The organism is Paraclostridium sp. MRS3W1, from assembly GCF_032465715.1.
GTDB lineage: Bacteria > Bacillota > Clostridia > Peptostreptococcales > Peptostreptococcaceae > Paraclostridium > Paraclostridium dentum.
This window is the reverse complement of the sequence record NZ_JAWDJM010000162.1, coordinates 1-22,443: the sequence shown is the minus strand read 5'-3', so window position 1 is coordinate 22,443 and position 22,443 is coordinate 1. Positions and strand designations below refer to the sequence as shown.

22 protein-coding genes and 1 other annotated feature are annotated in these 22,443 nt (G+C 27.4%); of the genes, 17 read left to right on the top strand and 5 right to left on the bottom strand.

All coding sequences use genetic code 11. The annotated features are described in order from the left end of the window. The 3 genes from RWY47_RS13370 to RWY47_RS13360 form a co-directional block, all read left to right on the top strand. On the top strand, positions 1-285 hold a 285-nt coding region (locus RWY47_RS13370), incomplete at its 5' end, for a hypothetical protein (protein ID WP_316030351.1). A 233-nt stretch (positions 286-518) separates the two neighbouring features. Continuing rightward, positions 519-1,715: a NupC/NupG family nucleoside CNT transporter gene (locus RWY47_RS13365; RefSeq protein ID WP_224170281.1), complete on the top strand. Its 1,197-nt coding sequence runs from the start codon at positions 519-521 to the stop codon at positions 1,713-1,715. A gap of 187 nt (positions 1,716-1,902) precedes the next feature. Beyond that, positions 1,903-3,228, top strand: a complete 1,326-nt coding sequence (locus RWY47_RS13360) for a sensor histidine kinase (protein WP_316030350.1) — start codon at positions 1,903-1,905, stop codon at positions 3,226-3,228. A 267-nt stretch (positions 3,229-3,495) separates the two neighbouring features. Here the strand turns inward: RWY47_RS13360 and RWY47_RS13355 are convergent, their stop codons facing one another. Genes RWY47_RS13355 through RWY47_RS13345 form a run of 3 tightly spaced genes read right to left on the bottom strand, consistent with a single transcriptional unit; the run spans position 3,496 to position 5,566 of the window. Next, entirely contained in the window at positions 3,496-4,143 is a 648-nt protein-coding gene (locus RWY47_RS13355; protein ID WP_195335027.1) for an amino acid ABC transporter ATP-binding protein, read from the bottom strand. Between the two features lie 10 nt (positions 4,144-4,153). After that, the gene (locus RWY47_RS13350; protein ID WP_224170283.1) at positions 4,154-4,765 is read right to left on the bottom strand and encodes an amino acid ABC transporter permease; all 612 of its coding nucleotides are present in this window, start codon (positions 4,763-4,765) and stop codon (positions 4,154-4,156) included. 9 nt (positions 4,766-4,774) lie between these two features. Further along, a complete protein-coding gene (locus RWY47_RS13345) occupies positions 4,775-5,566 on the bottom strand; it encodes an amino acid ABC transporter substrate-binding protein (protein WP_224170284.1) in 792 nt (263 codons plus the stop codon). Between the two features lie 99 nt (positions 5,567-5,665). Beyond that, positions 5,666-5,933: a binding site (T-box leader), on the bottom strand. 173 nt (positions 5,934-6,106) lie between these two features. On the opposite strand from RWY47_RS13345, the gene RWY47_RS13340 reads away from it, so the two are divergent. From RWY47_RS13340 to splB, 14 genes are all read left to right on the top strand, one after another. Further along, positions 6,107-7,384: a ClC family H(+)/Cl(-) exchange transporter gene (locus RWY47_RS13340; protein WP_025162435.1), complete on the top strand. Its 1,278-nt coding sequence runs from the start codon at positions 6,107-6,109 to the stop codon at positions 7,382-7,384. Between the two features lie 131 nt (positions 7,385-7,515). Further along, positions 7,516-8,265, top strand: a complete 750-nt coding sequence (locus RWY47_RS13335) for an alpha/beta hydrolase (RefSeq protein ID WP_224170285.1) — start codon at positions 7,516-7,518, stop codon at positions 8,263-8,265. A gap of 98 nt (positions 8,266-8,363) precedes the next feature. Next, positions 8,364-9,068 (top strand): C40 family peptidase, encoded by a 705-nt coding sequence (locus RWY47_RS13330; RefSeq protein WP_150842804.1) that lies wholly within the window; start codon positions 8,364-8,366, stop codon positions 9,066-9,068. A 98-nt stretch (positions 9,069-9,166) separates the two neighbouring features. Beyond that, positions 9,167-9,823 carry a 4Fe-4S binding protein gene (locus RWY47_RS13325; RefSeq protein WP_224170286.1) on the top strand — a complete coding sequence of 219 codons (657 nt, stop codon included), beginning with the start codon at positions 9,167-9,169 and terminating at the stop codon, positions 9,821-9,823. Positions 9,824-9,962: 139 nt separating this feature from the next. Next, entirely contained in the window at positions 9,963-11,681 is a 1,719-nt protein-coding gene (locus tag RWY47_RS13320) for a cache domain-containing sensor histidine kinase (RefSeq protein WP_316030349.1), read from the top strand. Between the two features lie 9 nt (positions 11,682-11,690). Continuing rightward, positions 11,691-12,440, top strand: a complete 750-nt coding sequence (locus RWY47_RS13315) for a response regulator transcription factor (RefSeq protein WP_021430466.1) — start codon at positions 11,691-11,693, stop codon at positions 12,438-12,440. 168 nt (positions 12,441-12,608) lie between these two features. Then, complete coding sequence (locus tag RWY47_RS13310) at positions 12,609-13,673, top strand: BMP family lipoprotein (RefSeq protein WP_224170288.1); 1,065 nt, start codon at positions 12,609-12,611, stop codon at positions 13,671-13,673. A gap of 12 nt (positions 13,674-13,685) precedes the next feature. Then, positions 13,686-14,990: a pyrimidine-nucleoside phosphorylase gene (locus tag RWY47_RS13305; protein ID WP_224170289.1), complete on the top strand. Its 1,305-nt coding sequence runs from the start codon at positions 13,686-13,688 to the stop codon at positions 14,988-14,990. 39 nt (positions 14,991-15,029) lie between these two features. After that, complete coding sequence (gene deoC / locus RWY47_RS13300) at positions 15,030-15,695, top strand: deoxyribose-phosphate aldolase (protein WP_025162429.1); 666 nt, start codon at positions 15,030-15,032, stop codon at positions 15,693-15,695. Between the two features lie 63 nt (positions 15,696-15,758). Beyond that, positions 15,759-16,580 (top strand): purine-nucleoside phosphorylase, encoded by an 822-nt coding sequence (locus RWY47_RS13295; protein WP_021430462.1) that lies wholly within the window; start codon positions 15,759-15,761, stop codon positions 16,578-16,580. Between the two features lie 129 nt (positions 16,581-16,709). Beyond that, positions 16,710-17,993: a NupC/NupG family nucleoside CNT transporter gene (locus RWY47_RS13290; protein ID WP_021430461.1), complete on the top strand. Its 1,284-nt coding sequence runs from the start codon at positions 16,710-16,712 to the stop codon at positions 17,991-17,993. A gap of 21 nt (positions 17,994-18,014) precedes the next feature. After that, a complete protein-coding gene (gene fsa, locus RWY47_RS13285) occupies positions 18,015-18,659 on the top strand; it encodes a fructose-6-phosphate aldolase (protein ID WP_021430460.1) in 645 nt (214 codons plus the stop codon). Between the two features lie 141 nt (positions 18,660-18,800). Then, the gene (locus tag RWY47_RS13280) at positions 18,801-19,043 is read left to right on the top strand and encodes a small, acid-soluble spore protein, alpha/beta type (protein WP_021430459.1); all 243 of its coding nucleotides are present in this window, start codon (positions 18,801-18,803) and stop codon (positions 19,041-19,043) included. 182 nt (positions 19,044-19,225) lie between these two features. After that, the gene (splB, locus tag RWY47_RS13275; protein WP_142729670.1) at positions 19,226-20,248 is read left to right on the top strand and encodes a spore photoproduct lyase; all 1,023 of its coding nucleotides are present in this window, start codon (positions 19,226-19,228) and stop codon (positions 20,246-20,248) included. A 47-nt stretch (positions 20,249-20,295) separates the two neighbouring features. On the opposite strand, the gene nhaA is transcribed toward splB, so the two are convergent. Beyond that, positions 20,296-21,429: a Na+/H+ antiporter NhaA gene (gene nhaA / locus RWY47_RS13270; RefSeq protein ID WP_332843901.1), complete on the bottom strand. Its 1,134-nt coding sequence runs from the start codon at positions 21,427-21,429 to the stop codon at positions 20,296-20,298. 393 nt (positions 21,430-21,822) lie between these two features. After that, positions 21,823-22,140 (bottom strand): hypothetical protein, encoded by a 318-nt coding sequence (locus RWY47_RS13265; protein ID WP_021430456.1) that lies wholly within the window; start codon positions 22,138-22,140, stop codon positions 21,823-21,825. Positions 22,141-22,443: the final 303 nt, after the last annotated feature.

Here is a 22,443-nt window from a genome sequence, read left to right as displayed (position 1 = left end):
GTATGTAATGATATAAATAACACTCCAAATATATTGATTTTTGATACAAATACTAAAAATTTTTACGTTAAAAATACATCTGAAATGAATTTAGGTAGAATAGTAGATTATTTACTAGATAATAATATAAGCCGATTAATTTCTAATGTAAGTGTTATACACCATCATAAATATATAGCTTGTAGAGATATAATTATATACAAGCCAAATGTTAGCGTTGATGCTTTTTCTAATATAAATTTATTTGCAGCAAATAGATTAGCAATAGATCAAAAAAAACATTGAGAATATAGTTAAAATAAGCTGGAAGCTTAAAAGTTAAAATGGGATATTTATGATATCCCATTTTTACATAAAGTATAAATAAAAACCTCAAAAATGCAGAGAATAAGTAGTATAAATGACTAATTAAACCACATAAATAAATTAAATTGTAAAAATAATCAAAAAGTGGTAGAAAAATGTCGAAAATAGTGTATAATATATTATTGAGAAAACTAAAGAAAAAGGAGAAAGCTATGTCAATAATTTTAAACATTTTAGGAATCATAGTGTTATTAGCTGGACTTTACCTAGCATCTTCTGACAAATCGTCGGTAAATAAGAAATTGATAGGAAAGGCTTTACTAATACAATTTGTACTTGCCTTTTTCCTAGTAAAATTCCCTATAGGTAGAACTGTTGTACAAGTAGTTTCTGACTTTGTAACTAATGTATTAGGTTATGGAATGGAAGGTTTAACTTTCGTATTTGGACCATTAGCTGATGGAAAAAGTGGATTCATATTTGCAATATCAGTTCTTGGTAACATAGTATTTATAGGAGCATTAGTTGGAGCTCTTTATTACTTAGGAATTATAAACTTTATAGTTAAAGTAATTGGTGGTGCAATACAAAAGGTATTAGGAACAAGTGCGGTAGAAAGTTTCGTTGCAGTTGCTAATATGTTCTTAGGTCAAACAGAATCTCCAATACTTGTAAGTAAATACTTACATTTAATGACTACAAGTGAACTTATGTTAGTTTTAGTATCTGGTATGGGAAGTATGTCAGCTACTGTTTTAATGGGATATGTAGGAATGGGAATACCTATGGAAAACTTACTTATAGCAGGAGCGTTAGTTCCAATAAGTAGTATAATAGTTTCTAAGCTATTAATACCTGAAACTCAACATGAAGAAGTTGTTGAAAAGGTAGAAATGGATAGAAAAGGTGCACATACAAACATAATGTCAGCTATATCAGAAGGTGCTACTAATGGTATGCAAATGGCATTTGGTATAGGAGCAGCATTAATAGCTATAACAGGATTAGTTGCTTTAGTTAATGGTGGTTTAGGTATAGTAGGATTATCTTTACAACAAATATTATCATACGTATTTGCTCCACTTGCATTATTAATGGGACTTGATCCTTCACATGTATTAACAGCTGGACAATTACTAGGAAGTAAAATGGTATTAAATGAATTCATAGCATTTGGGGACTTAGGACAAATAATCAATACACTTGATCCTAGAACTGCTCTAGTTATATCAATATCTTTAGCAGGTTTCGCAAATATATCAAGTATAGGTATTTGTATATCAGGAATATCAGTATTTTGTCCTGAAAGAAGAACAGAGATATCTAACATAGCATTTAGAGGTATGATAGGTGGTTTCTTAGTTAGTACTTTATCAGCTATGATAGTTGGTTTAATATTATTATTCTAATAAAAAAAGATTTGAGGTAACTCAAATCTTTTTTTTATTTTTTGAAAAATAGTTAGTTTATAAGAAAAACATAGAAAATAAAGTTATAAACTTATATTTAAATTGTAGTAAAAATATTATAGATATGTTAATATGAAAATGTAGATAAATGTAAAAAAATGATGATAAATAGAGGCTCGTGCAAGGGGTGATTAATATAAGTATTTCAAATATAATTTTAATGGGTATCCCAGAAGCTTTAGTTATGTTTTTTTCTATTGGAATAGCAATTAAAGATATTAAACGGAAAGATATAGTATATATGTCATTTATGTATATATTGGTAATGTATTTTTTGAAAAATAATGTTCCTTTAGGAGTTAGCAATGTTTTACTATTTGTTGCTTCAGCCATAATTGTAAAATTTTTTAGTAATCTAAATATAGCTCAATCATTTATTATAACTGCTATAGTATTAGGAATAAGAATGACATCAGAAGTAATAACAATTACTCTTATAAATGTTATGGGAGTAAACCTTGATTTTATATTGAATAATCCACTATTAAGAATTCTAGCATGTTATATGGCTATTTTATTTATGGCTATTTTTATGAAGCTAATAAAATATAAATATTTTAAGAAAACTATGGATTTAAAAAGCATATCAGAAAAAAATAAGTACGCACAACAAGTACTTTTATATGTAAGTGTATTAATAATGGCTATAATTGGAATTTTAATTTTACTTTTATACAGTGTAAGTGGAATGCACTACGATGCAGAAATTATAGCAAGAATTTTTGTAGTGCTATCATTAATATTAATACTGATTGTCTTAATTTTTATGGTAATAAATTATGATAAAAGAAAAGCTCTAAATGAATTAGAAAAAAGTTTAATGGAAAAAAACTTAAAACAAATGGAAGATAGTGTAGATGCACTGAGAATTCAAAGACATGATTATATGAATCATTTGCAAATAATTCTTATGCAAGTTACAAGTGGTAAAATTGAAGATGCAAGAAGATATATTTTAAGCATGGCAGATTATGATAGTAATGTATCTGTCGATTTTGTAACGGGCAATCACTGCATAGATGCTATATTAAATACGAAAAAATTAAGAGCATCTAAATATAATATAGATTTGACTGCGTGTATTGATAGCATACTAGAAAATATAGAATTAACAGATTCAGAAATAAGTTCTATACTCTTAAATATAATAGATAATGCAATTGATGAACTAAAATTTTCTGAAAAAGATTACAAATACGTTCATGTAGACATTTACGAAGAAGAAAGTTATTATAATATTTGCATTAAGAATAATGGTTCAAAAATAAAAGATACTAAAAAAATATTTGAAATGGCATATTCATCTAAAGGCGAAAATAGAGGATATGGACTATATTCAATTAAAAAGTTATTAGAAGGTTATAAGTGCTCTATAGATGTAGAAAGTGACAATATGGAAACTGAATTTAACATTAAAGTACCATTTGCAAAACATATAACTAATACCAACTAAATAAAAGACTATATAATAGATTTTCTATTATATAGTCTTTTATTTTTTTAAAAATTAATAATTAGAATCCAAAGTTTCATATTGAAGTATTAGTTTTTCGTTTTTTAAACAATACATATAAAATAAAAAGAATAAAAATAAAAACAAAGTAAAAACTGCCATGAAATAGCCCCCTACATTTAAATTTAACTTATACTATTAAATCTAATTAACTATTATATTAGATATATTAGACTAAAAATCATAATATCCTTTTAATTGTAAAAATTAAATTTGTATACATCCATTTTCCATAGTAATAATTTTATCTCCAACTGATTTTGCAAAATTTTTATCGTGAGTAACTATTAATATAGATGTTTTGTTTTCTTTTAAGATGAAAAGTATTTCTTTTAAAATGTCTATATTATATGAGTCTAAGGCAGATGTAGGTTCATCTAAACACAATACTTTAGGATTTAAAGCTAATGCACGAGCTATAGCAACTCTTTGTTTTTGACCTCCAGAAAGTTCAAAAGGGTAAGCATTATACTTATCTTCTAATTTTAATTTCTTTAATAAAGACAGTGCATTTTCAACTGCATCAAATTTATTTTGTTTTAAAATATTTACTGGAGATAAAGTTATATTTTCACAAACAGACATATGAGGAAATAAGTTGAAATTTTGAAATACCATACCAATCTCGCCTTTTAAATTCAATATATCTTTATAACTATTAACAATATTCCCATTTATAATTATTTTCCCACTATCAAAGCTTTCAAGTCCACATATACATCTAAGTAAAGTAGTTTTACCGCTACCCGATTTTCCAAGTAAAACACATATTTCGCCTGGATCTATACTTAAAGATGTATTTTGCAAAACCGTAGTACTACCAAAGGATTTATTTAAATTATTTACTATTATCATTGTATGTCTCCTAATTATAATATGAAAGTTTTTGTTCTAAAGTTTTGAATATGTTACTTAAAATAAATATTAATATCAAGTACAAAGCTCCAACCTCTAGCAGGGGAATTAAACTTAAAGTTCTATTTGAATTTATTTGAGCTATTCTTAAAATATCATTCAACCCTAAAATATATACAAGGGAAGTATCTTTTATTAAGGTGATAACTTCGTTTGATATTGGAGATAAAATAGTTTTAAAAACCTGAGGAAGAATTATTTTTATAAAAGTGAGCTTTTTATCAAGTCCTAACATTAGACAAGCTTCATACTGACCTTTATCTATTGACTGAATTCCTCCTCTAAAAATTTCTGCAAAGTATGCACTGTAGTTTAATGAAAAAGCAAGCATTGCAACTGTAAATCTATCAAATACAATGCCTATAAGAGGTAAACCATAAAATATAAAAATTAATTGTAGTAGTAGTGGAGTTCCTCGAAAAACTAACAAGTAAGTTTTAGCTAAAAAATTTAGAGATTTCAAACTAGATAGTCTGCAAAATGAAATTAGTACTCCTAGTGGTATTGAAATTATAAGCGTAAATAAAAATATTATTAAAACTAACTTTAAACCTTCTAACATAAGAACCTCCTATTGGTTAAACCATTTATTATAAATTTTATCGAATGTTTTATCTTGTTTTACTTCATCTAAAGCATTATTTACTTTATCACGAAGCTTTATATTGCCTTTTTTAAAACCAACTACAAAAACTTCTTTGCCTAAAATATCATTTGAAATTTTGAAATTTTTATTTTTAGACTTAGCTATATAATATTTTGCTAAGACTTCATCAACTACAACTGCGTCAATTCGATTAGACTCTAAATCTCTAAAAGCATTATCAAAAGTATCGTAAAGGATAGGAGCCTTGTTATTAAAGGTATTGACCAATTTAGCATCTTTCTCAAGCATATCAAGTCCTGAACTTCCTTGTTGAGTTGCAACTATTTTATTTTTTAAATCGTCTATGTTTTTAATAGATGAGTTTTTCATTGTAACAATAACTTGATTATTATTTAAATAAGGATTAGAATAATCAACTTTTTTACGTCTTTCATCGGTTAATGTATAACCATTCCATAAAACATCAATATTTCCTGAATTTAATTCTACATCCTTCATCGACCAATCTATATTTTGAAATTTAACTTTCTTATTGAGTCTAGAAAAAACTTCTTTTGCTAAATCTATATCAAAGCCTGATGGAATTCCTTTATCATTTAAAAAACCCATAGGTACAAACGTATTATCATACCCTACGATAACGGTATTTTCATTATGCTTTTGTGCATTTTTATTAGAATTATAACATCCTGTTAATGATAAAATAGCTAAAAACACTAACAAGAATAAACTTGAAACTTTAATCATATTTTTCATTTAATATCTCCTTAAATAGTAAGTTTAAAATTATATTTGAGTATATTTCTCTGCGCGCATAATGAAATAAACTAAAAAACTCCCATCCTCTAGCTAATGCTAGAGGACGGGAGTTAAATCTCACGTGGTTCCACCTCTATTTTATTAATATCTCGCGATACTAACCTCTTTGAGTACGGCAAATAATATTTGCTTATACTCTAGCACTATAACGGGTGCAGGGAATCCGGAATCAGCCTACTAAGAGAATATCCTTTCGGTGTTCAGCTCAAAGATGTGTTCAAAGTAAAATCAATTGCACCTCTCACCAAACGGTAGCTCTCTGTTAAAGATAATTACTTTTACTATTTCTTTTCATAGCATTTAAAATTAGATTTTGTTATTGATTTAAATAATAAAGCTATTTTTTTTATATGTCAATATATTTTTTATATTTTTATTATTTTTAAAATTTAATACATATTAGAAATATAAAATTCAAATTTAACTTTATAGTTAGATATACTCAAATGAAGGGTAATATTATTTTGAGGTGATACAATGGAAAATGCTAAAGATAATTTGAAAATTATCCTAAAAAGTATAGTAATAGGAGGATGTGGTGGATTTGTAGTATCTATGTATAGACTTTGTACAAGCTACGCTCAAAAGATAAGTTTGAGAGCATACCATCTAATGTCAGAACATTTTATATATACAATTTTAGGAATACTAGTGTTTGCTATTATCGGGTATGTAGTAGGGTATTCAGTAGAGAAGGAGCCTATGATATCAGGCAGTGGTATTCCACAAATTGAAGGTTGTTTAAAAGGAAAATTAAATATAATACATTCTTTTAAAATTTTAAAAAGTAAGTTTATAAATGGAGTATTAGCTATGGGTGCTGGCTTATCATTAGGAATAGAAGGACCATCAATTCAACTTGCTGCAAGCTTTGCACATGGGATATCATCTAAGTTGAAATTAGATAAATTAGAAAGCAATTATTTGTATTCAAGTGGAGCAGGAGCAGGTCTCGCAGCAGCTTTTAATGCTCCATTTGCAGGAGTTATGTTTGTTTTAGAGGAAGTACATAAAAGCTTTTCTCCGATGATATTTGTAACATCTATAGCAGCATGTGTAAGTTCAGATTTAGTAACTTGGGTATTTTTTGGAGAACAACATACTTTAAAAATAAATAAGCTTATATCTATTCCGTCTAAATATTATATACTTTTAGTTATTTTAGGTATTGTAATTGGCGTTTGTGGAGTTATATACAATAAAGGATTACTTAAAACTATAGATATTTTTTCTAGTATAAACTGTAAAACAAGATACAAAATGATAATTTCATTTATGTTTGCAATTTTATTTGGTATATTTTTACCACAAGTGCTAGGTGGAGGAGATGACCTTATAAACAATTTATTTTCTAGCGGAGTAACTATAAAAATGGCTATAATTCTTTTAGCCTCTAAATACATATTCTCACTTATAAGTTTTGCTCCTAATACGCCTGGGGGAATATTGTTTCCTATATTAACTTTAGGCAGTTTAGTTGGAATTATATTTGCAAAAACAAGTTTATTCCTAGTAGGGATAGATGCGAATTTAATAAATAATATAATAATACTATCAATGGCAGGGATGTTTGCTTCAGTTGTAAGAGCTCCTATTACTGGACTAATACTAGTATTTGAAATGAGTGGAGCATTTACTCAATTAGGGCCTAGTATAGTTGTTTGTGGAGTTGCTTATATGGTTGCAAATTTATTAAATTGCCCACCTATTTATGATTCTTTACTTGAGAATAAAATAAAAATTCAAAACAAATAAAAAGTGTTAATAGATTAAATCTATTAGCACTTTTTATTTGTTTTGAAATATTTGATATAAACAACTATCATATAGACAAAACTAAGAATATATTATAGGATTAAAATGAAAATTAAAAAAGGAGCAGAATAATGAAAAAAAAATCTCTAAAATTTAAGATTAGTATTAGTATAGTTGCTATTTTAGGCATACTAGTAGGTATATTTTTTATTTATACAAGTTCTTATTATAAATCACAATCATATGCTATAGAGTCATTAAAGTCAGATTCTAATGTAAAAGTTGAAACTGATCAAAATGGGGATATTTTCTTTAATCCTAAATCAAATAAAAAGAAAGTTGGATTTGTTTTTTACCCAGGGGCTAAAGTAGAAAATAGTGCATATTCGCCCATGGCTAGAGAAATAGCGTCTAAAGGCTATCCTGTTATATTAAGTAAAATGAAATTCAATTTAGCAATTTTATCACCTAATAAAGCTAAGAATATATTAGATGAGTACCCAGATATAAATTCATGGGTTATAGGAGGTCACTCATTAGGTGGGGTTATGGCTTCTGATTATGCATTAAAAGATAATAAAATAAAGGGTTTAGTGCTGTTAGCATCATATCCTAAAGATAATAAGGATTTTACAAAGAGTGGGATAAATGTATTATCTTTATGGGGAAGTAATGATAAAGTTGCAGACTTAAATAAAGTAAAAAATGCAAAAAAAGTAATGCCTGAAAACTCTAAATTTATTGAAATTCCAGGAGGAAATCATGCTGGATTTGGAGACTATGGAGAACAAAAAGGTGATGGAAAATCTTTAATAAGTAATAAAGAGCAAATAAATATTACATCTAGTGAGATTATTAAGTTTTTAGAAGCTATAAAGTAAATACAAATTAAAACTAAATAAAATTAAAAAATAACCGTATTAAATATATATGGTTATTTTTTGTTATTTTAAAAAAATATAGAACAAGGAGATCAAGAATGGATGTAAGCCAATTAGTCACAATTAAGCTTTTAAATGCAGTAAATCAAGCAAATACAAATAATAAAAATGAGTTTAATAATAACTCTGATTTATTTAATTTAATTTTAGAAAATGCAATAGAAAATATTCCAACAAACAATTGCAAGTGTAGTTGTCATTGCAATAATAATCAAGATGAACATAGTTTGGATTCATTGCAAACACTGCAAAGCAATATAAATAGCAGTAAGATTAGCGATTACAACCAAAATTCAAATAAAACTAATGTAGAAAGCTCATTAGTGAATGCCGCAAAACCGGTAGAAAAAAATAATACAAATATATATACATCTAATAATATGGATAAAGCGGTTGAGTTAATAGAAAGCAAAGTAGGCAATAGATATGTGTGGGGAGCTACTGGACCTAATTCTTTTGATTGTTCAGGATTAGTTCAATATGTTTATAAAAATGCATTAGGAAAAGACATACCAAGAACTTCATATGAACAAAGTAAATTTGGAAAAGCTGTAGATAAAAAAGACTTACAAGTAGGAGATTTAGTATTCTTTGATACTATGGGAAAAGGTAGAGTAAGTCATGTAGGGATGTATGTTGGAAATAATGAATTTGTACATGCTGCAAATGAAAAGGCTGGAATTAAAAAGTCAAAATTAACAGGTTACTATGAAACGCATTATAAAGGAGCAAGAAGACCTTAGTGTAAAAAATAAGAAATGTTACAAAGTCACAGAAAAAAATATCAAATAATTATATTATATATTCATACGATAAATTAAATTTAACTAGGAGGAGAAATATGGTTAAAGAACTTTATAAAAAGTATGGATATTTAATATTTTTAACTTTTTTAATTTTATCATTATTTGATATGAGATTTGCTATTATAGCTATAATATGTATGGTTGCACCAATTGCAGTTGCATTTTCAGGAAAAGGACGTTATTGGTGTGGAAATTATTGTCCAAGAGGCAATTTTTATGAAAATGTACTATCTAGGTTTTCGCCTAAAAAGAAAGTACCTAAAATTTTAAAAAGTAAATTGTTTAGAGCATTTATGGTATTTTTTATAATATTTAATTTCTCAATGGGATTATATAAAAATTGGGGAAACCTATATGGAATAGGGTTTGTATTTTATAAAATAATAGTAATAACATCTATAATAGGAATTATTTTAGGTCTTTTTTACAGTCAGAGAACATGGTGTAATTTTTGTCCAATGGGAACTTTATCAGCAGTTGTAGCAAAAGTAAAAGGTAGAAAATTAAACTTAGAAGTTAATAATAGCTGTGTAAGTTGTGGCTTATGTACAAAAGCGTGCCCAATGGGAATTTCACCAAAGGAATATAAAGAAGGGTTAGTAGAAGATTCTGATTGTATATTCTGTAAAAAGTGTGTTTATAAATGTCCGAAAGATTCTATTAAGTTAGAAGTTGACAGAAAAGATAAATAAAATATATAAAAATAAGCATATAAAATTGATACACAATTTTGTTATGCTTATTTTTGTATACTTGGTTTTAAATATAAAAATATTGATTTAAATAGTCACATAAGATAAAATTATTAGTTGGAAATCTAAGAGAAAAGGAGTGATTATAATAAAAACAAATAGCATTACATTTAAGCTATTTCTATTGATATTTGTTTTGATTGTATTTATAACAGGAATTATTAGTGCCTGGGTTATAAATGATAGTAATAAGATTGTCCAAGAAGAAATACAAGTAATGAGATTACAAGTATTAGATGAGATATCTAATAATATTTCAATATTGCTTTCAAATGTAGAAAGTATAGGAAATAATATTGTTGCAGATAACAAGCTAATAGACATATTATCTAATCCAAAAGATAAACATCAAGATGACACAGTAAACAAAGAAAATTACGATTATGTGGAAGGCTTATTAATGGATCAAATTTTTAAATATGGAAAATTTAATATGAAGCCAGAGTTATACATAGTTGGAGAAAACGGTTTGAGCTATGGAACATACTCTAAAAATAAGTATAATTTAGAAAATATTAAAAACCAAGAATGGTATGAAAAAATAGTAAAAGCAAATGGAAATACAGTTCTTATAAATACATATAGAGATGAAAATGGGATTGGACCATATAAGAATATATTAAAAATGGGTAGAGTTATAAAAGATTTTATAACTAATGAAACTTTAGGAGTTTTAATTATAGATATAAGCGAAACAATGCTATATGATAGATATTCAGATCTTTTGGAAAAAGGAACCTCAGTTTATATAGTGGATTCTACAGACAATATAATTTCAAGTAAAGATAAACGATTAATAGGAACAAAATATAAATCTAATAAAAATTCCCATAATATGAACTCAAGTAATATCGAAATTAAATCTAATATAGACTCTTATGGATGGAAAATCATTCAAGTTATACCTTCGAATATAATGTCGCAAGTATCTAATAAAATTGCTCAAAGGACACTTTATATAATCGCATTAATAAGCATTCCGGCACTAATAATTACATATAAAATATCAGTTTGGATAACAAATCCTATTTTAAAGATAAAGGATAAGATGGAATATGTTATGAAAGGTAATTTAGAGGTAGAAGTAGAGGTTGATAGAGATGATGAGATAGGTCAACTTCAAAGCTCTTTTAACAGCATGGTAAAACGGTTACATGAATCAATAGAAGATATTAAGAAGTATGAAAAACAAAAAAGGGTAGCTGAACTAAGCTTTTTACAAGCGCAAATAAATCCACATTTTTTATACAATACATTAAGTGGTATAAGATTTTTAGTTTCAATGAATAAAACAGAAGTAGCTGAAGAAATGCTTTATAGGTTTACAAAACTACTTAGAAGTATTTTACCTAGAGCAAGTGAAATGATTACATTGGAAGAGGAGTTAGAAAATATAAAAAATTATGTAGAGCTACAAAAGATGAGATATCCAAATTGTTTTGACGTAGAATATGAATTTGATGAAAAGATAAAAGATTATAAAATACCATCATTTATACTTCAGCCTATCGTAGAAAATGCAATATTATACAGCATGGAAAAGGAAAATAATAAAGGGTATATAAATATAAAAGGTTATAGTCTAAAGGATAGTATACGAATAATTATAGAAGACAATGGAATAGGAATGTCTAAAGATAAATTAGATCACGTTTTAAATAAAGAAGCTAGCATAAATAGTGTTGGAGTTATAAATGTACATGAAAGAATACAATTAAATTATGGACAAGACTATGGATTAAAGATAGATAGTTTAGAAGGTAAAGGAACTAAAATTACTTTTATACTGCCAAATTAGGAGGTAAATATGTTAGATATAATAGTAGTAGAAGATGAAGCACCTATAAGAGATTGGATAGCATATACTATTTCAAATATTTCCGATGAATTTAATGTTCTAGCAAGCGCATCAAATGGAAAAGAAGCATATGAATTAGCATTAAACCTAAAACCTAAAGTAATTATAAGTGACATAAAAATGCCAATAATGGGAGGTATAGAACTTACAAAAAAGATAAAAGAAGTTTTTCCAGATATTTATGTTATATTACTTACAAATTATGCCGAATTTTCTTATGCAAAAGAAGCTATAAGTTGTGGAGTGTATGAATACTTAGTAAAATCAGATATTAGGCCAAAAGAATTAAAAGAAATTTTAGATAAAGTAAATGAGTCTGAGAAAGAATTAGAAAAGAACAAGGCAAGTAGATTACAAAAAGAGAACACCTTAAGTGAAAGTAAGGATGGGTATTCAAAAACTATAAAAAAATCAATTGATTATATACATAAAAACTATAAACAGCACATATCTCTTCAAGATATATCTAACTATGTATTCTTATCACATGAATATTTTTCAAGGTTATTTAAGGAAGAAGTTGGAGAAAACTTTAGTTCTTATTTAACTAACTATAGAATGAAAAAAGCGGAAAGTTTAATAAAGAATACCGATATGAAAATTTCTCAAATTGCAATAGAAGTTGGATATACAAATGCAAGTTATTTTTCAAGAAGTTATAAAAAGTTTAAAGGAATATCACCTGAGGATGATAGATAGTTAAAGAATAATGTATATCTATGTCAATATAGTGCAAAAAATGTCAATATATTTAGACATAGATATACAAACATATCAAAAAATTAAAACTTTATATCAATAGGGTTTATAGAGTGAAAACGTTTTATTTAATATAATATTATTAAAGCAGAAGGGAATAATTAATAAATGAAATTAAACTATAAAAAACTTGTTATATTAACTGGTTTACTATTAATTATGATAATTGCTTATAAACAAGAAAGCAAAGAAACTAAATCAGAGGTTAAAAGTAATGAAAGCACAAAGATAGCAATTATTTTTAATGAAGCTGGTTTAGGAGATAAGGCTTTTAATGACTTATGCTATGATGGAATATTAAGAGCTCAAGAAGAATTAGGGATAGAGTTTGATTACACTCAATCAAAAAGCAAGAATGATTATGAAAAATTTGCTAGAGAGTACGCTAGTCTAAAAGACTACGATTTAATTATTTCTGTTGGAGGAGAGCAAGAAAGTGCTGTTGAAAAGGTTTCGAAAGAGTTTCCAAATCAAAAATTTACTATAATTGATTCTAAATTAGAACTATCGAACGTTAGTTCTATAAGTACGAAATGGGAACAACAAACATTTTTAAATGGAGTTATTGCGGGACTTGAGCTAGCTGATAGTGAAAATAAGTCAGTTGGAATTATACTAGGAAAAGATTTAGAGTATTTAAATGAAGGCGCTATTGGATTTGAAGCTGGAGTTAAGTATGTAAATCCTGATGCAAATGTTATGAAAGCTGTAGTAGGAGATTTTTCAGACCCTGCAAAAGCAAAAGAAATTGCACTTTCTATGTATAATAAAGGAGCTGTTTATATTCAACAATTAGCAGGACAATCTGGAATAGGAGTTTTTTTAGCAGCAAAGCAAGTTAATAAGTATGCATTTGGAGTAGATGGAAATCAAAATTCTTTTGCTCCTGAACATATAGTAGCAACTGCCACAAGATATGCAAATGACATTATATATCAAGAAGTAAAAAATATTAAAAATAATTCATGGAGTTCAGGCGTACACACGATTGGCCTTGGAGAAAATGTAATTGATTATACAAGAGAAGGATCAAGCGTTGAAATTAAAAAAAATACTATTAAAAATGTAGAATTAATTAAAAATGACATAATAAGTAAAAACATAATAATACCTAAGAGCTCTGAACAATTGAATTCCTGGATTAAGTTAAACAACTATAAAACTAATAGATAAGGGGATATTAAAATGAGAGTATACGATATCATATCTAAAAAAAGAGATAAAAAGGAATTATCTAAAGAAGAAATAGAGTTTTTTATAGAAAAATATACTAATGGTGAAGTACCAGATTATCAAGCATCAGCATTATTGATGGCAATATATTTAAATGGATTCACTAAAGAAGAAACAGCAAACCTTACTATGGCTATGGTTAACTCAGGGGATGTAGTAGATTTAAGTATGATAGAGGGAATTAAATTAGATAAGCATAGTACTGGGGGAGTTGGAGACAAAACATCTTTAATTTTAGTTCCGATGGTATGTGCAGCTGGAGGTAAGGTTGCAAAACTATCAGGTAGAGGACTAGGACATACAGGTGGAACATTAGATAAATTAGAATCTATACCTGGATTTAACATATCAGTTGATGAAGATAAGTTTAAAGACATGGTTAAAAATGCAGGATTAGTTATAGCTGGGCAAACTCAAAACTTAGTTCCAGCAGATAAAAAAATATATGCATTAAGAGATGTAACTGCAACTGTTGATAGTATACCTTTAATAGCTGCAAGTATAATGAGTAAAAAAATTGCTTCAGGATCTGATGCTATATTATTAGATGTTAAGTATGGTGAAGGAGCATTTATGAAAACTGCAGAAGATGCAAAAGAACTTGCTACTGCTATGGTAAACATAGGAAATAGTTTAGGTAGAAAAACATCAGCAGCTATAACATTAAATGGAGAACCTTTAGGATATGCAATAGGAAATGCACTTGAACTAAAAGAAGTTATAGAAGTTTTAAAAGGCGAAGGACCTGAAGATTTAAGAGAATTATGCTTACAATTAGGGGCTCAAATGCTAAAAATAGGAGATATAGAACGTGACGTTAAAAAAGGAAGAGAAAAACTTGAAACCGTATTAAAAGATGGTTCAGCTCTTAACAAATTAAAAGAACTAGCAACTCTTCAAGGTGGAGATCAAAAAGTTATAGAGAATCCTGAACTATTTGAAATATCACCATTAGTACATCAAGTAAAGGCAACTAAAGAAGGATATGTATATGATTTGAATGCAGAAAAAGTAGGAATAGCATCATTACTTACAGGTGCAGGAAGACACACTAAAGATGATGAATTAGACTACGGAGCAGGAATAATACTTGAAAAGAAAATGGGTGACTCTGTAAAAGTAGGGGATGTTTTAGCAACTTTATACTCAAGTGATAAAGATAAGTTTGAAAAAGCTGAAGAACAATTACAAGAGGCTTATGATATAAGAAATGAAAAACCAGTAAAAAGCTTTATAATACATGAAATAATAGAATAATTAAATTCAATAAAAACAATAGACACAAGGAGAGTAACAATGGATAAAAAAATGATTTTAAGTACTGTAGATCATACTTTATTGAAGCAGACAGCTACTTGGGAGGATATTAAAATAATTTGTGAAGATGCAATGAAATATGACGTGGCATCTGTTTGCATTCCACCATCATTTGTAAAGCAAGCAAAAGAATTTGTAGGGGACAATATGAAAGTTTGTACAGTAATTGGATTCCCAAATGGATATAATACTACAGCTGTAAAGGTTTTTGAAACAAAGGATGCTATAAATAATGGAGCAGATGAAGTTGATATGGTAATCAACTTAGGTATGTTAAAAGATAAAAAATTTGAAGAAATTACAAATGAAATAAAATCTATAAAAGAAGCTTGTAAAGATAAAGTATTAAAGGTAATAATCGAAACATGCCTTTTAAGTGAAGAGGAAAAAATACAAATGTGTAAGTGCGTAACTGAAGCTAAAGCTGATTTTATAAAAACTTCAACAGGCTTTAGTACAGGAGGAGCTACATTAGAAGATATAGTTTTATTTAGAGAAAATGTAGGTAATGATGTATTAATCAAAGCTGCAGGAGGAATAAAAGATTTAGAAACTGCTCAAAGATTTATAGACAATGGAGCTAAAAGACTTGGGACAAGTTCTATAATAAAAATAATAAATAATGAAGAAGTAACAGGGTATTAAAAATTTACATAATAAGAAAACGTTTTAAAAAACAAACATAAATAGAAAAGTGAGGTATATATAATGAACAACTTATATGAAAAAATAACAGAAAGTGCAAATTATATAAAATCTAAAATAAATTCAAATCCAACTATAGGACTTATACTAGGATCAGGGTTAGGTGTTTTAGGAGATGAAATAGAAAATCCTGTGATAATTAGCTATGATGAAATACCAAACTTTCCTGTTTCAACAGTTGAAGGACACAAAGGACAACTTGTAATAGGTAAATTAGAAGGAAAAGATGTTGTAGCTATGCAAGGTAGATTCCATTTTTATGAAGGATATAAAATGCAAGAAACAACATTCCCTGTAAGGGTTATGAAAGCTCTTGGAGTGGAAACTGTATTTGTAACAAATGCTGCAGGAGGAGCTAATAAAGAGTTTAATCCTGGAGATTTAATGATTATAAAAGATCATTTAAATTTAGGTGGAAATAATCCTCTAATAGGTAAAAATGATGATAGACTAGGAGTAAGATTCCCAGATATGTCAACTGCATATACTCCAAAATATGTTGAATTAGCTAAAGAATGTGCAAAAAAATTAAATATTGATATAAAAGAAGGTGTGTATGCATTCTTCACTGGACCAACATATGAAACACCTGCTGAAGTAAGAATGGCTCAAATATTAGGAGCTGATGCAGTTGGAATGTCAACAGTGCCAGAAGTAATAGTTGCATCTCATAGCAAATTAAATGTTATAGGGGTATCTTGCATAACTAACATGGCAGCAGGAATACTTGATCAACCTTTAAATCATGAGGAAGTAATAGAAACTACTCAAAGAGTAAAAGAACAATTCTTAAGTTTAGTAAAAAGTATAGTTCATGAAATATAATTAACGTCAAATTAAAAACTAACATATAAAGCTAATCAGATACTATTGAAATTTAAAAATATAAATAGTATCTGATTAAAATCACACCAATCAAAAAACTTATCATATAGAAAAACGAGGGCGATTAAAATGGCAATAGTGTTAAATATAGTAGGGATAGCTCTTTTATTAGGAGGATTATATTTAGTATCTCCAAATAAAAAAGATGTCAATAAAAAGATGATATTAAAAGCTTTAGGAATTCAAGTAGTTTTAGCATTTCTATTATTAAAGTTTCCTTTAGGAAGAATGGGTATAGAAAAAATATCAGACGTTGTAACAAAAGTATTAAGTTATGGAGCACAAGGTCTTGGATTTGTATTTGGACCTTTAGCAGATGCAGGTGCACCAACAGGAATGATATTTGGTATTCAAGTTTTAGGTAATATAATATTTATATCTGCGCTTGTAGCAGCACTTTATTATATAGGTCTTATAGGTTTTGTTGTTAAGCTTATAGGAGGAGCAATAGAAAAAGTACTAGGAACAAGTAAAGTAGAAAGTTTCGTGGCAGTTGCAAATATGTTTTTAGGGCAGACAGAGTCACCTATACTTGTAAGTAAATATTTATCTGGTATGACTGAAAGTGAGATAATGTTAGTTCTAATATCAGGAATGGGTAGTATGTCAGCTACTGTTCTTGGTGGATATGCAGGTCTTGGAATTCCAATGCAATATTTATTGATAGGAGGAGCTTTAGTTCCTTTAGGAAGTATAATAATATCTAAAATAATACTTCCAGAAAAAGTATATGAAGTTGAAAAAGTAAGTAGTGAAACAATAGAAACTGAAAATGGAACAGGCACTATTGCTGTTGTAGAATGTGCTGCAACTACAATAAATAGTGATGAGGTAACAATAGATAATAAAGGAAATAATAGTAATATAATGGAAGCGATATCTCAAGGCGCTACTGATGGAATGCATATGGCACTTGGAATTGGAGCATCATTAATAGCTATAATAGCTTTAGTTGCATTAGTTAATGGAGGACTTTCAATCGTAGGGTTATCATTAGAAGGTATATTATCTTATGTATTTGCACCTATAGGATTTTTCATGGGAATACCAAAAGAAAGTATATTAACAGCAGGACAATTATTAGGAAGTAAGTTAGCTTTAAATGAATTTGTTGCTTTTGGAGAATTAGGACAAATATTAAACACTCTTGACTATAGAACTGGATTAATGATGGCGATATCTTTAACAGGTTTTGCAAATATATCTAGTATGGGAATTTGTATATCAGGTATATCAGTATTCTGTCCTGAAAAAAGAGGACAACTAGCAGAGTTAGCATTTAGAGGTATGATAGGTGGATTCTGTGTAAGTGTTTTAAGTGCATTAATAGTAGGCGCAATAGTAGCTTTATAAAAATAAAAAGGAGACATAAAAATGAAAATATTTATAGATACAGCTAACATAAATGAAATAAAGGAAGCAAATACTTGGGGTATAATAGATGGGGTAACAACAAATCCATCTCTTATAGCTAAAGAAGGTAGAGATCTTCAAGAAGTTATAAATGAAATATGTAGTATAGTGGATGGACCTATAAGTGCGGAAGTAATAAGTTTAGAGTGTGATAAAATGGTTGAAGAAGCTATGGAATTAGTTAAACTACATAAAAACATAGTTATAAAAATACCTATGTGTATAGAGGGATTAAAGGCAGTTAAGATATTAACTGAAAAAGGAATAAAAACAAATGTTACATTAATATTCTCATCACAACAAGCATTACTTGCAGCTAAAGCAGGGGCAACTTATGTAAGTCCATTTGTAGGAAGATTAGATGATATAGGTGCTATAGGAGTAGAGCTTATAAGTGAAATAGCAAACATATTTGAAGTTCATAATATGCAAACAGAAATAATTTCTGCAAGTATAAGAAATCCAATACATGTATCAGAGTGTGCTATGGCAGGATCTGATATAGCGACTATACCATTTAAAGTTTTAGAACAAATGGCTAAACATCCTTTAACAGACATAGGAATAGCTAAGTTTTTAAGTGACTATGAAAAACAAGGAAAATAATATGAAATTTTGTTTATAATATTAAAAGGCTCCTATATAGGAGTCTTTTTTAGATTTAATTTTAAACATAATCCATTGAATTATATTTAAAATTAAGTGCATCCTATTGTATAAGTAAAACAAATGAAAGGATGTATTTCAATGAGTAAAACAATAAACAGCAATGCAAAACAAGCTTTAAATATGTTTAAAATGGAAATAGCTAATGAACTTGGATATAACTATAATATGATAAGTGGTAAAGTTGAAAGTAATGCACCTCAAAATACTATAGAAGGAATATCTAAAAACGTTCTTGCTGGAGAACAAGTTGGAGGAGCTATGACTAAATCATTAGTTTCTAAAGGTGAAGAAATTCTTATGAAAATGAACAAAGAAAAATAAGTTAATTAATAAAAATGCAATAGGTTAAAACTATTGCATTTTTTGTACTTAATAAAATTACGTTTGCTAAATATTTTCATATACTTTATTATTATTTATTTATTAATTATTAACATGGAATCTTTTACTTTAAGTAAAATTGGAGAAGCTATAAGAAATAATTAATTTTGAGAGGTGAAAAAATGTTTAATCCTAAAAGAGTTATATTTGAAAAAGGCTCAATAGATACATACATTGGAAAAAAAATTTATGACATGGTGAAAGACAATAAAAATGTAGAAATTATACAATTAACATCAAATAGGGTAAAGAGCAACATTCCGGGAGAAAATTTATTTGAACAATACAGATCAGGAAAAGAAACTTTAGTTGTTGGAAAAAGAAGCAGCTTAAAGTTTCAAACCTGCAAACCTTCAGCACACTATCAATTGCCAATTGTAAGTGGATGTATGGGTAGGTGTGAATACTGTTATTTAAATACACAATTAGGAGATAAACCATTTGTAAAAGTTTTTGTAAACATGGATGATGTATTAAATCAAACTAAAAAGTATATTGATGAAAGAGAGCCAGAGATAACTATATTCGAGGGAGCTGCAACATCAGACCCAATTCCATTGGAACCTTATACAAATTCACTAAAGCGTGTAATAGAATTTTTTGGGAAAGAAGATAAAGGAAGATTTAGATTTGTAACTAAATATAGCGATATAGACAGTCTTTTAAATATAAATCATAATAATCATACAGAAATAAGATTTAGTATAAACACGCCTAAAATAATAGATTCTTATGAGCATTATACGGCATCTTCTAATAAAAGAATTGAAGCTGCTGCAAAAGCAGCTAAAGCTGGGTATAAAATAGGATTTATAATTGCACCAGTTTTTTTATACGAAAACTGGAAAGATGACTATAAAAAATTAATAAAACATATAAAGGATACATTACCTGAAAATTATCATGAAACACTGACTTTTGAAGTTATTTCTCATCGATATACGACTAAAGCAAAAAATAGGATAATAGAAATTTTCCCAGAAACTACTCTTCCAATGGTTGATGATCACAGAACGTTTAAATATGGACAATTTGGATATGGTAAATACGTATACACAAAAGAACAGTTATTAGATATGAAAGAATTTTTTAAAGAGAACATACTAAATGAATTTCCTAAAAGTGAAATTAAGTATATTATATAGCGAAAAAATAAAAGGCTTGAAACAAATTATTGTTTCAAGCCTTTTATTTAAGCAGTCTTTTTATGTTTAAATGTATAGCTTTTGTTAAACGCAGTATTTTTGCTAGCAAAAGTAGCTATTATATAAGTTGAAATTATTGAAATTAAGGATGCTAACAATATAGAAATTTTAGCAATACTTACAAACTCAGGGTTATTAGCAAAAGCTATTTCTGAGATGAATATAGACATTGTAAAGCCTACCCCGGCAAGTATTGATACAGAGAAGATTGATAACCAAGTTGAGCCCTTAGGCTTTTCTGTAAGACCGAGCATTGTTGCTATAAATGCAAATGTCATTATACCTAACGGTTTTCCTATTGATAGTCCAGCTATAATTCCTTTGATTAAAGTATCACTACTAGAAATGTCTATATTTAAATTTAGGGTTATTGCAGTATTTGCTAAAGCGAATAGCGGTAGTATAAATAAATTGCACAATGGACTTAATTTATGTTCTAACTTACATGAAATAGGTTTTTTTTCATTTCTAAGCTTAGTAGATGGAATTGATATTGCAATTAAAACACCACTTATAGTAGCGTGAACACCACTTAAATATATAAGTCCCCATATAAAAAATCCAATTATCAAATATGGATAAATTTTATTGATTCTAAGTCTTATGTTCATGTATATTAAAATACAAGTAAAAAACAATGCTAAATATAAAAATTTAAAATTTATATTAGAAGAATACAAAAATCCAATTACAAATATAGAGATTAAATCATCTACAACAGCTAAAGAAAGTAAGAATATTTTTAAAGCTGGATTTAATTTGTTTTTTAGTATCATAAAAATACCTACAGCAAAAGCTATGTCAGTTGAAATTGGAATTCCAACGCCAGCTTCAAATTGAGTCCCTTTATTAAATACCATAAATATAATTGCTGGAACAATCACTCCACCCAATGCTGAAAATATAGGAAAAGAAGCTTTTTTGAAGCTAGATAAATTTCCATATAGTAATTCATGTTTTATTTCTAGTCCTACTAATAAAAAGAATATGGCCATTAAAAAATCATTTACTAACATATGTATATTAAAGTGACCTAAAAATTTAAATTCTCCCAATAGATGATGATAAACAGATGAAAATGGACTATTTGCTAAAGTTATAGAAATTATAGTTGCACATATAAGTAAGCTTCCTGGTAAACACCTCAGAAGATACTATATTTTTTATATTAGATTTCATAAAATTAATTATCCCCCCTAATAGTTTTAAAAACATATATAATTAACATTACATTAAGGTATACTACTCTTGCATAGATATGTTGTCAACAACGTGAAGCTTAGAATAAAAAAATAAAAAGAAACGTTTTCATGAAAATATTGAAAAAACTAACATATGAAGTTTACTTAATTATTATTAACATATATATAGTTCGAAGTGGTGCGAATTATATACTAAAAAGCTTATGATAATTTTATTCGGAAAAAATTTTTATATGAATTTATTAATAAAATTTAAACTAAAATAATAAAAGTATAGGCTATAAACTTTTTATATAGCCTATACTTTTATTATTATATAAATATATGTGCAATAAAACTAAAGAATCCAACAATATTATTTATTCCTAATATTATAGAGATAAGTACTAAAATTGATTTATCTCTTTTTTTATCTATAGCTATAAAACCTAAAGCACAAGCTAGGACTCCCAGGATGAATATAATAAATAATACAGCTATATGAATTTGATTTTTTGCTATAAACTTAAATCCGTAATAAGAAAAATCCCAAGACATTAAAGAACCAACTATAAAAAATATTAGAGTTAAAGCCATAATTATTACGCTATATCGTCCTAATTTAGTTCTTGGTAAAAAGTTAATTTTCATTTTAGGATCCTCCTGTTAAAAGTTAGACTTAGTAAATTGTTAGTATTAGTTTAATATTTAAACATGAAGTATATATGAAATTGATTAAAAATATCCTACTATATAAATTATAATACTTATAGGTTAAGGGTAAAACAGAATATATGTTAAATTTTAATAAATAAATAAAAAAATTCATATAAATATTGCATAATTTTTCTAATTATAATATAATATAATATCTATTGATTTTGAAAATTACATTAATTAATAGGGTAAATAAAATCTGAAAAAATATTATATAACTACTCTTTTATTAAGTGC

Excerpts from the sequence above, each read along its gene's own strand:
- RWY47_RS13280 (WP_021430459.1), top strand. The coding sequence starts at position 18,801 with ATGAGTAAAACAATAAACAGCAATGCAAAACAAGCTTTAAATATGTTT.
- deoC (WP_025162429.1), top strand. The coding sequence starts at position 15,030 with ATGGATAAAAAAATGATTTTAAGTACTGTAGATCATACTTTATTGAAG.
- RWY47_RS13335 (WP_224170285.1), top strand. The coding sequence starts at position 7,516 with ATGAAAAAAAAATCTCTAAAATTTAAGATTAGTATTAGTATAGTTGCT.
- RWY47_RS13295 (WP_021430462.1), top strand. The coding sequence starts at position 15,759 with ATGAACAACTTATATGAAAAAATAACAGAAAGTGCAAATTATATAAAA.
- RWY47_RS13290 (WP_021430461.1), top strand. The coding sequence starts at position 16,710 with ATGGCAATAGTGTTAAATATAGTAGGGATAGCTCTTTTATTAGGAGGA.
- RWY47_RS13330 (WP_150842804.1), top strand. The coding sequence starts at position 8,364 with ATGGATGTAAGCCAATTAGTCACAATTAAGCTTTTAAATGCAGTAAAT.
- RWY47_RS13350 (WP_224170283.1), bottom strand. The coding sequence starts at position 4,765 with ATGTTAGAAGGTTTAAAGTTAGTTTTAATAATATTTTTATTTACGCTT.
- RWY47_RS13340 (WP_025162435.1), top strand. The coding sequence starts at position 6,107 with ATGGAAAATGCTAAAGATAATTTGAAAATTATCCTAAAAAGTATAGTA.
- RWY47_RS13310 (WP_224170288.1), top strand. The coding sequence starts at position 12,609 with ATGAAATTAAACTATAAAAAACTTGTTATATTAACTGGTTTACTATTA.
- RWY47_RS13325 (WP_224170286.1), top strand. The coding sequence starts at position 9,167 with ATGGTTAAAGAACTTTATAAAAAGTATGGATATTTAATATTTTTAACT.
- RWY47_RS13355 (WP_195335027.1), bottom strand. The coding sequence starts at position 4,143 with ATGATAATAGTAAATAATTTAAATAAATCCTTTGGTAGTACTACGGTT.
- RWY47_RS13305 (WP_224170289.1), top strand. The coding sequence starts at position 13,686 with ATGAGAGTATACGATATCATATCTAAAAAAAGAGATAAAAAGGAATTA.
- fsa (WP_021430460.1), top strand. The coding sequence starts at position 18,015 with ATGAAAATATTTATAGATACAGCTAACATAAATGAAATAAAGGAAGCA.
- RWY47_RS13345 (WP_224170284.1), bottom strand. The coding sequence starts at position 5,566 with ATGAAAAATATGATTAAAGTTTCAAGTTTATTCTTGTTAGTGTTTTTA.
- RWY47_RS13365 (WP_224170281.1), top strand. The coding sequence starts at position 519 with ATGTCAATAATTTTAAACATTTTAGGAATCATAGTGTTATTAGCTGGA.
- splB (WP_142729670.1), top strand. The coding sequence starts at position 19,226 with ATGTTTAATCCTAAAAGAGTTATATTTGAAAAAGGCTCAATAGATACA.
- RWY47_RS13265 (WP_021430456.1), bottom strand. The coding sequence starts at position 22,140 with ATGAAAATTAACTTTTTACCAAGAACTAAATTAGGACGATATAGCGTA.
- RWY47_RS13315 (WP_021430466.1), top strand. The coding sequence starts at position 11,691 with ATGTTAGATATAATAGTAGTAGAAGATGAAGCACCTATAAGAGATTGG.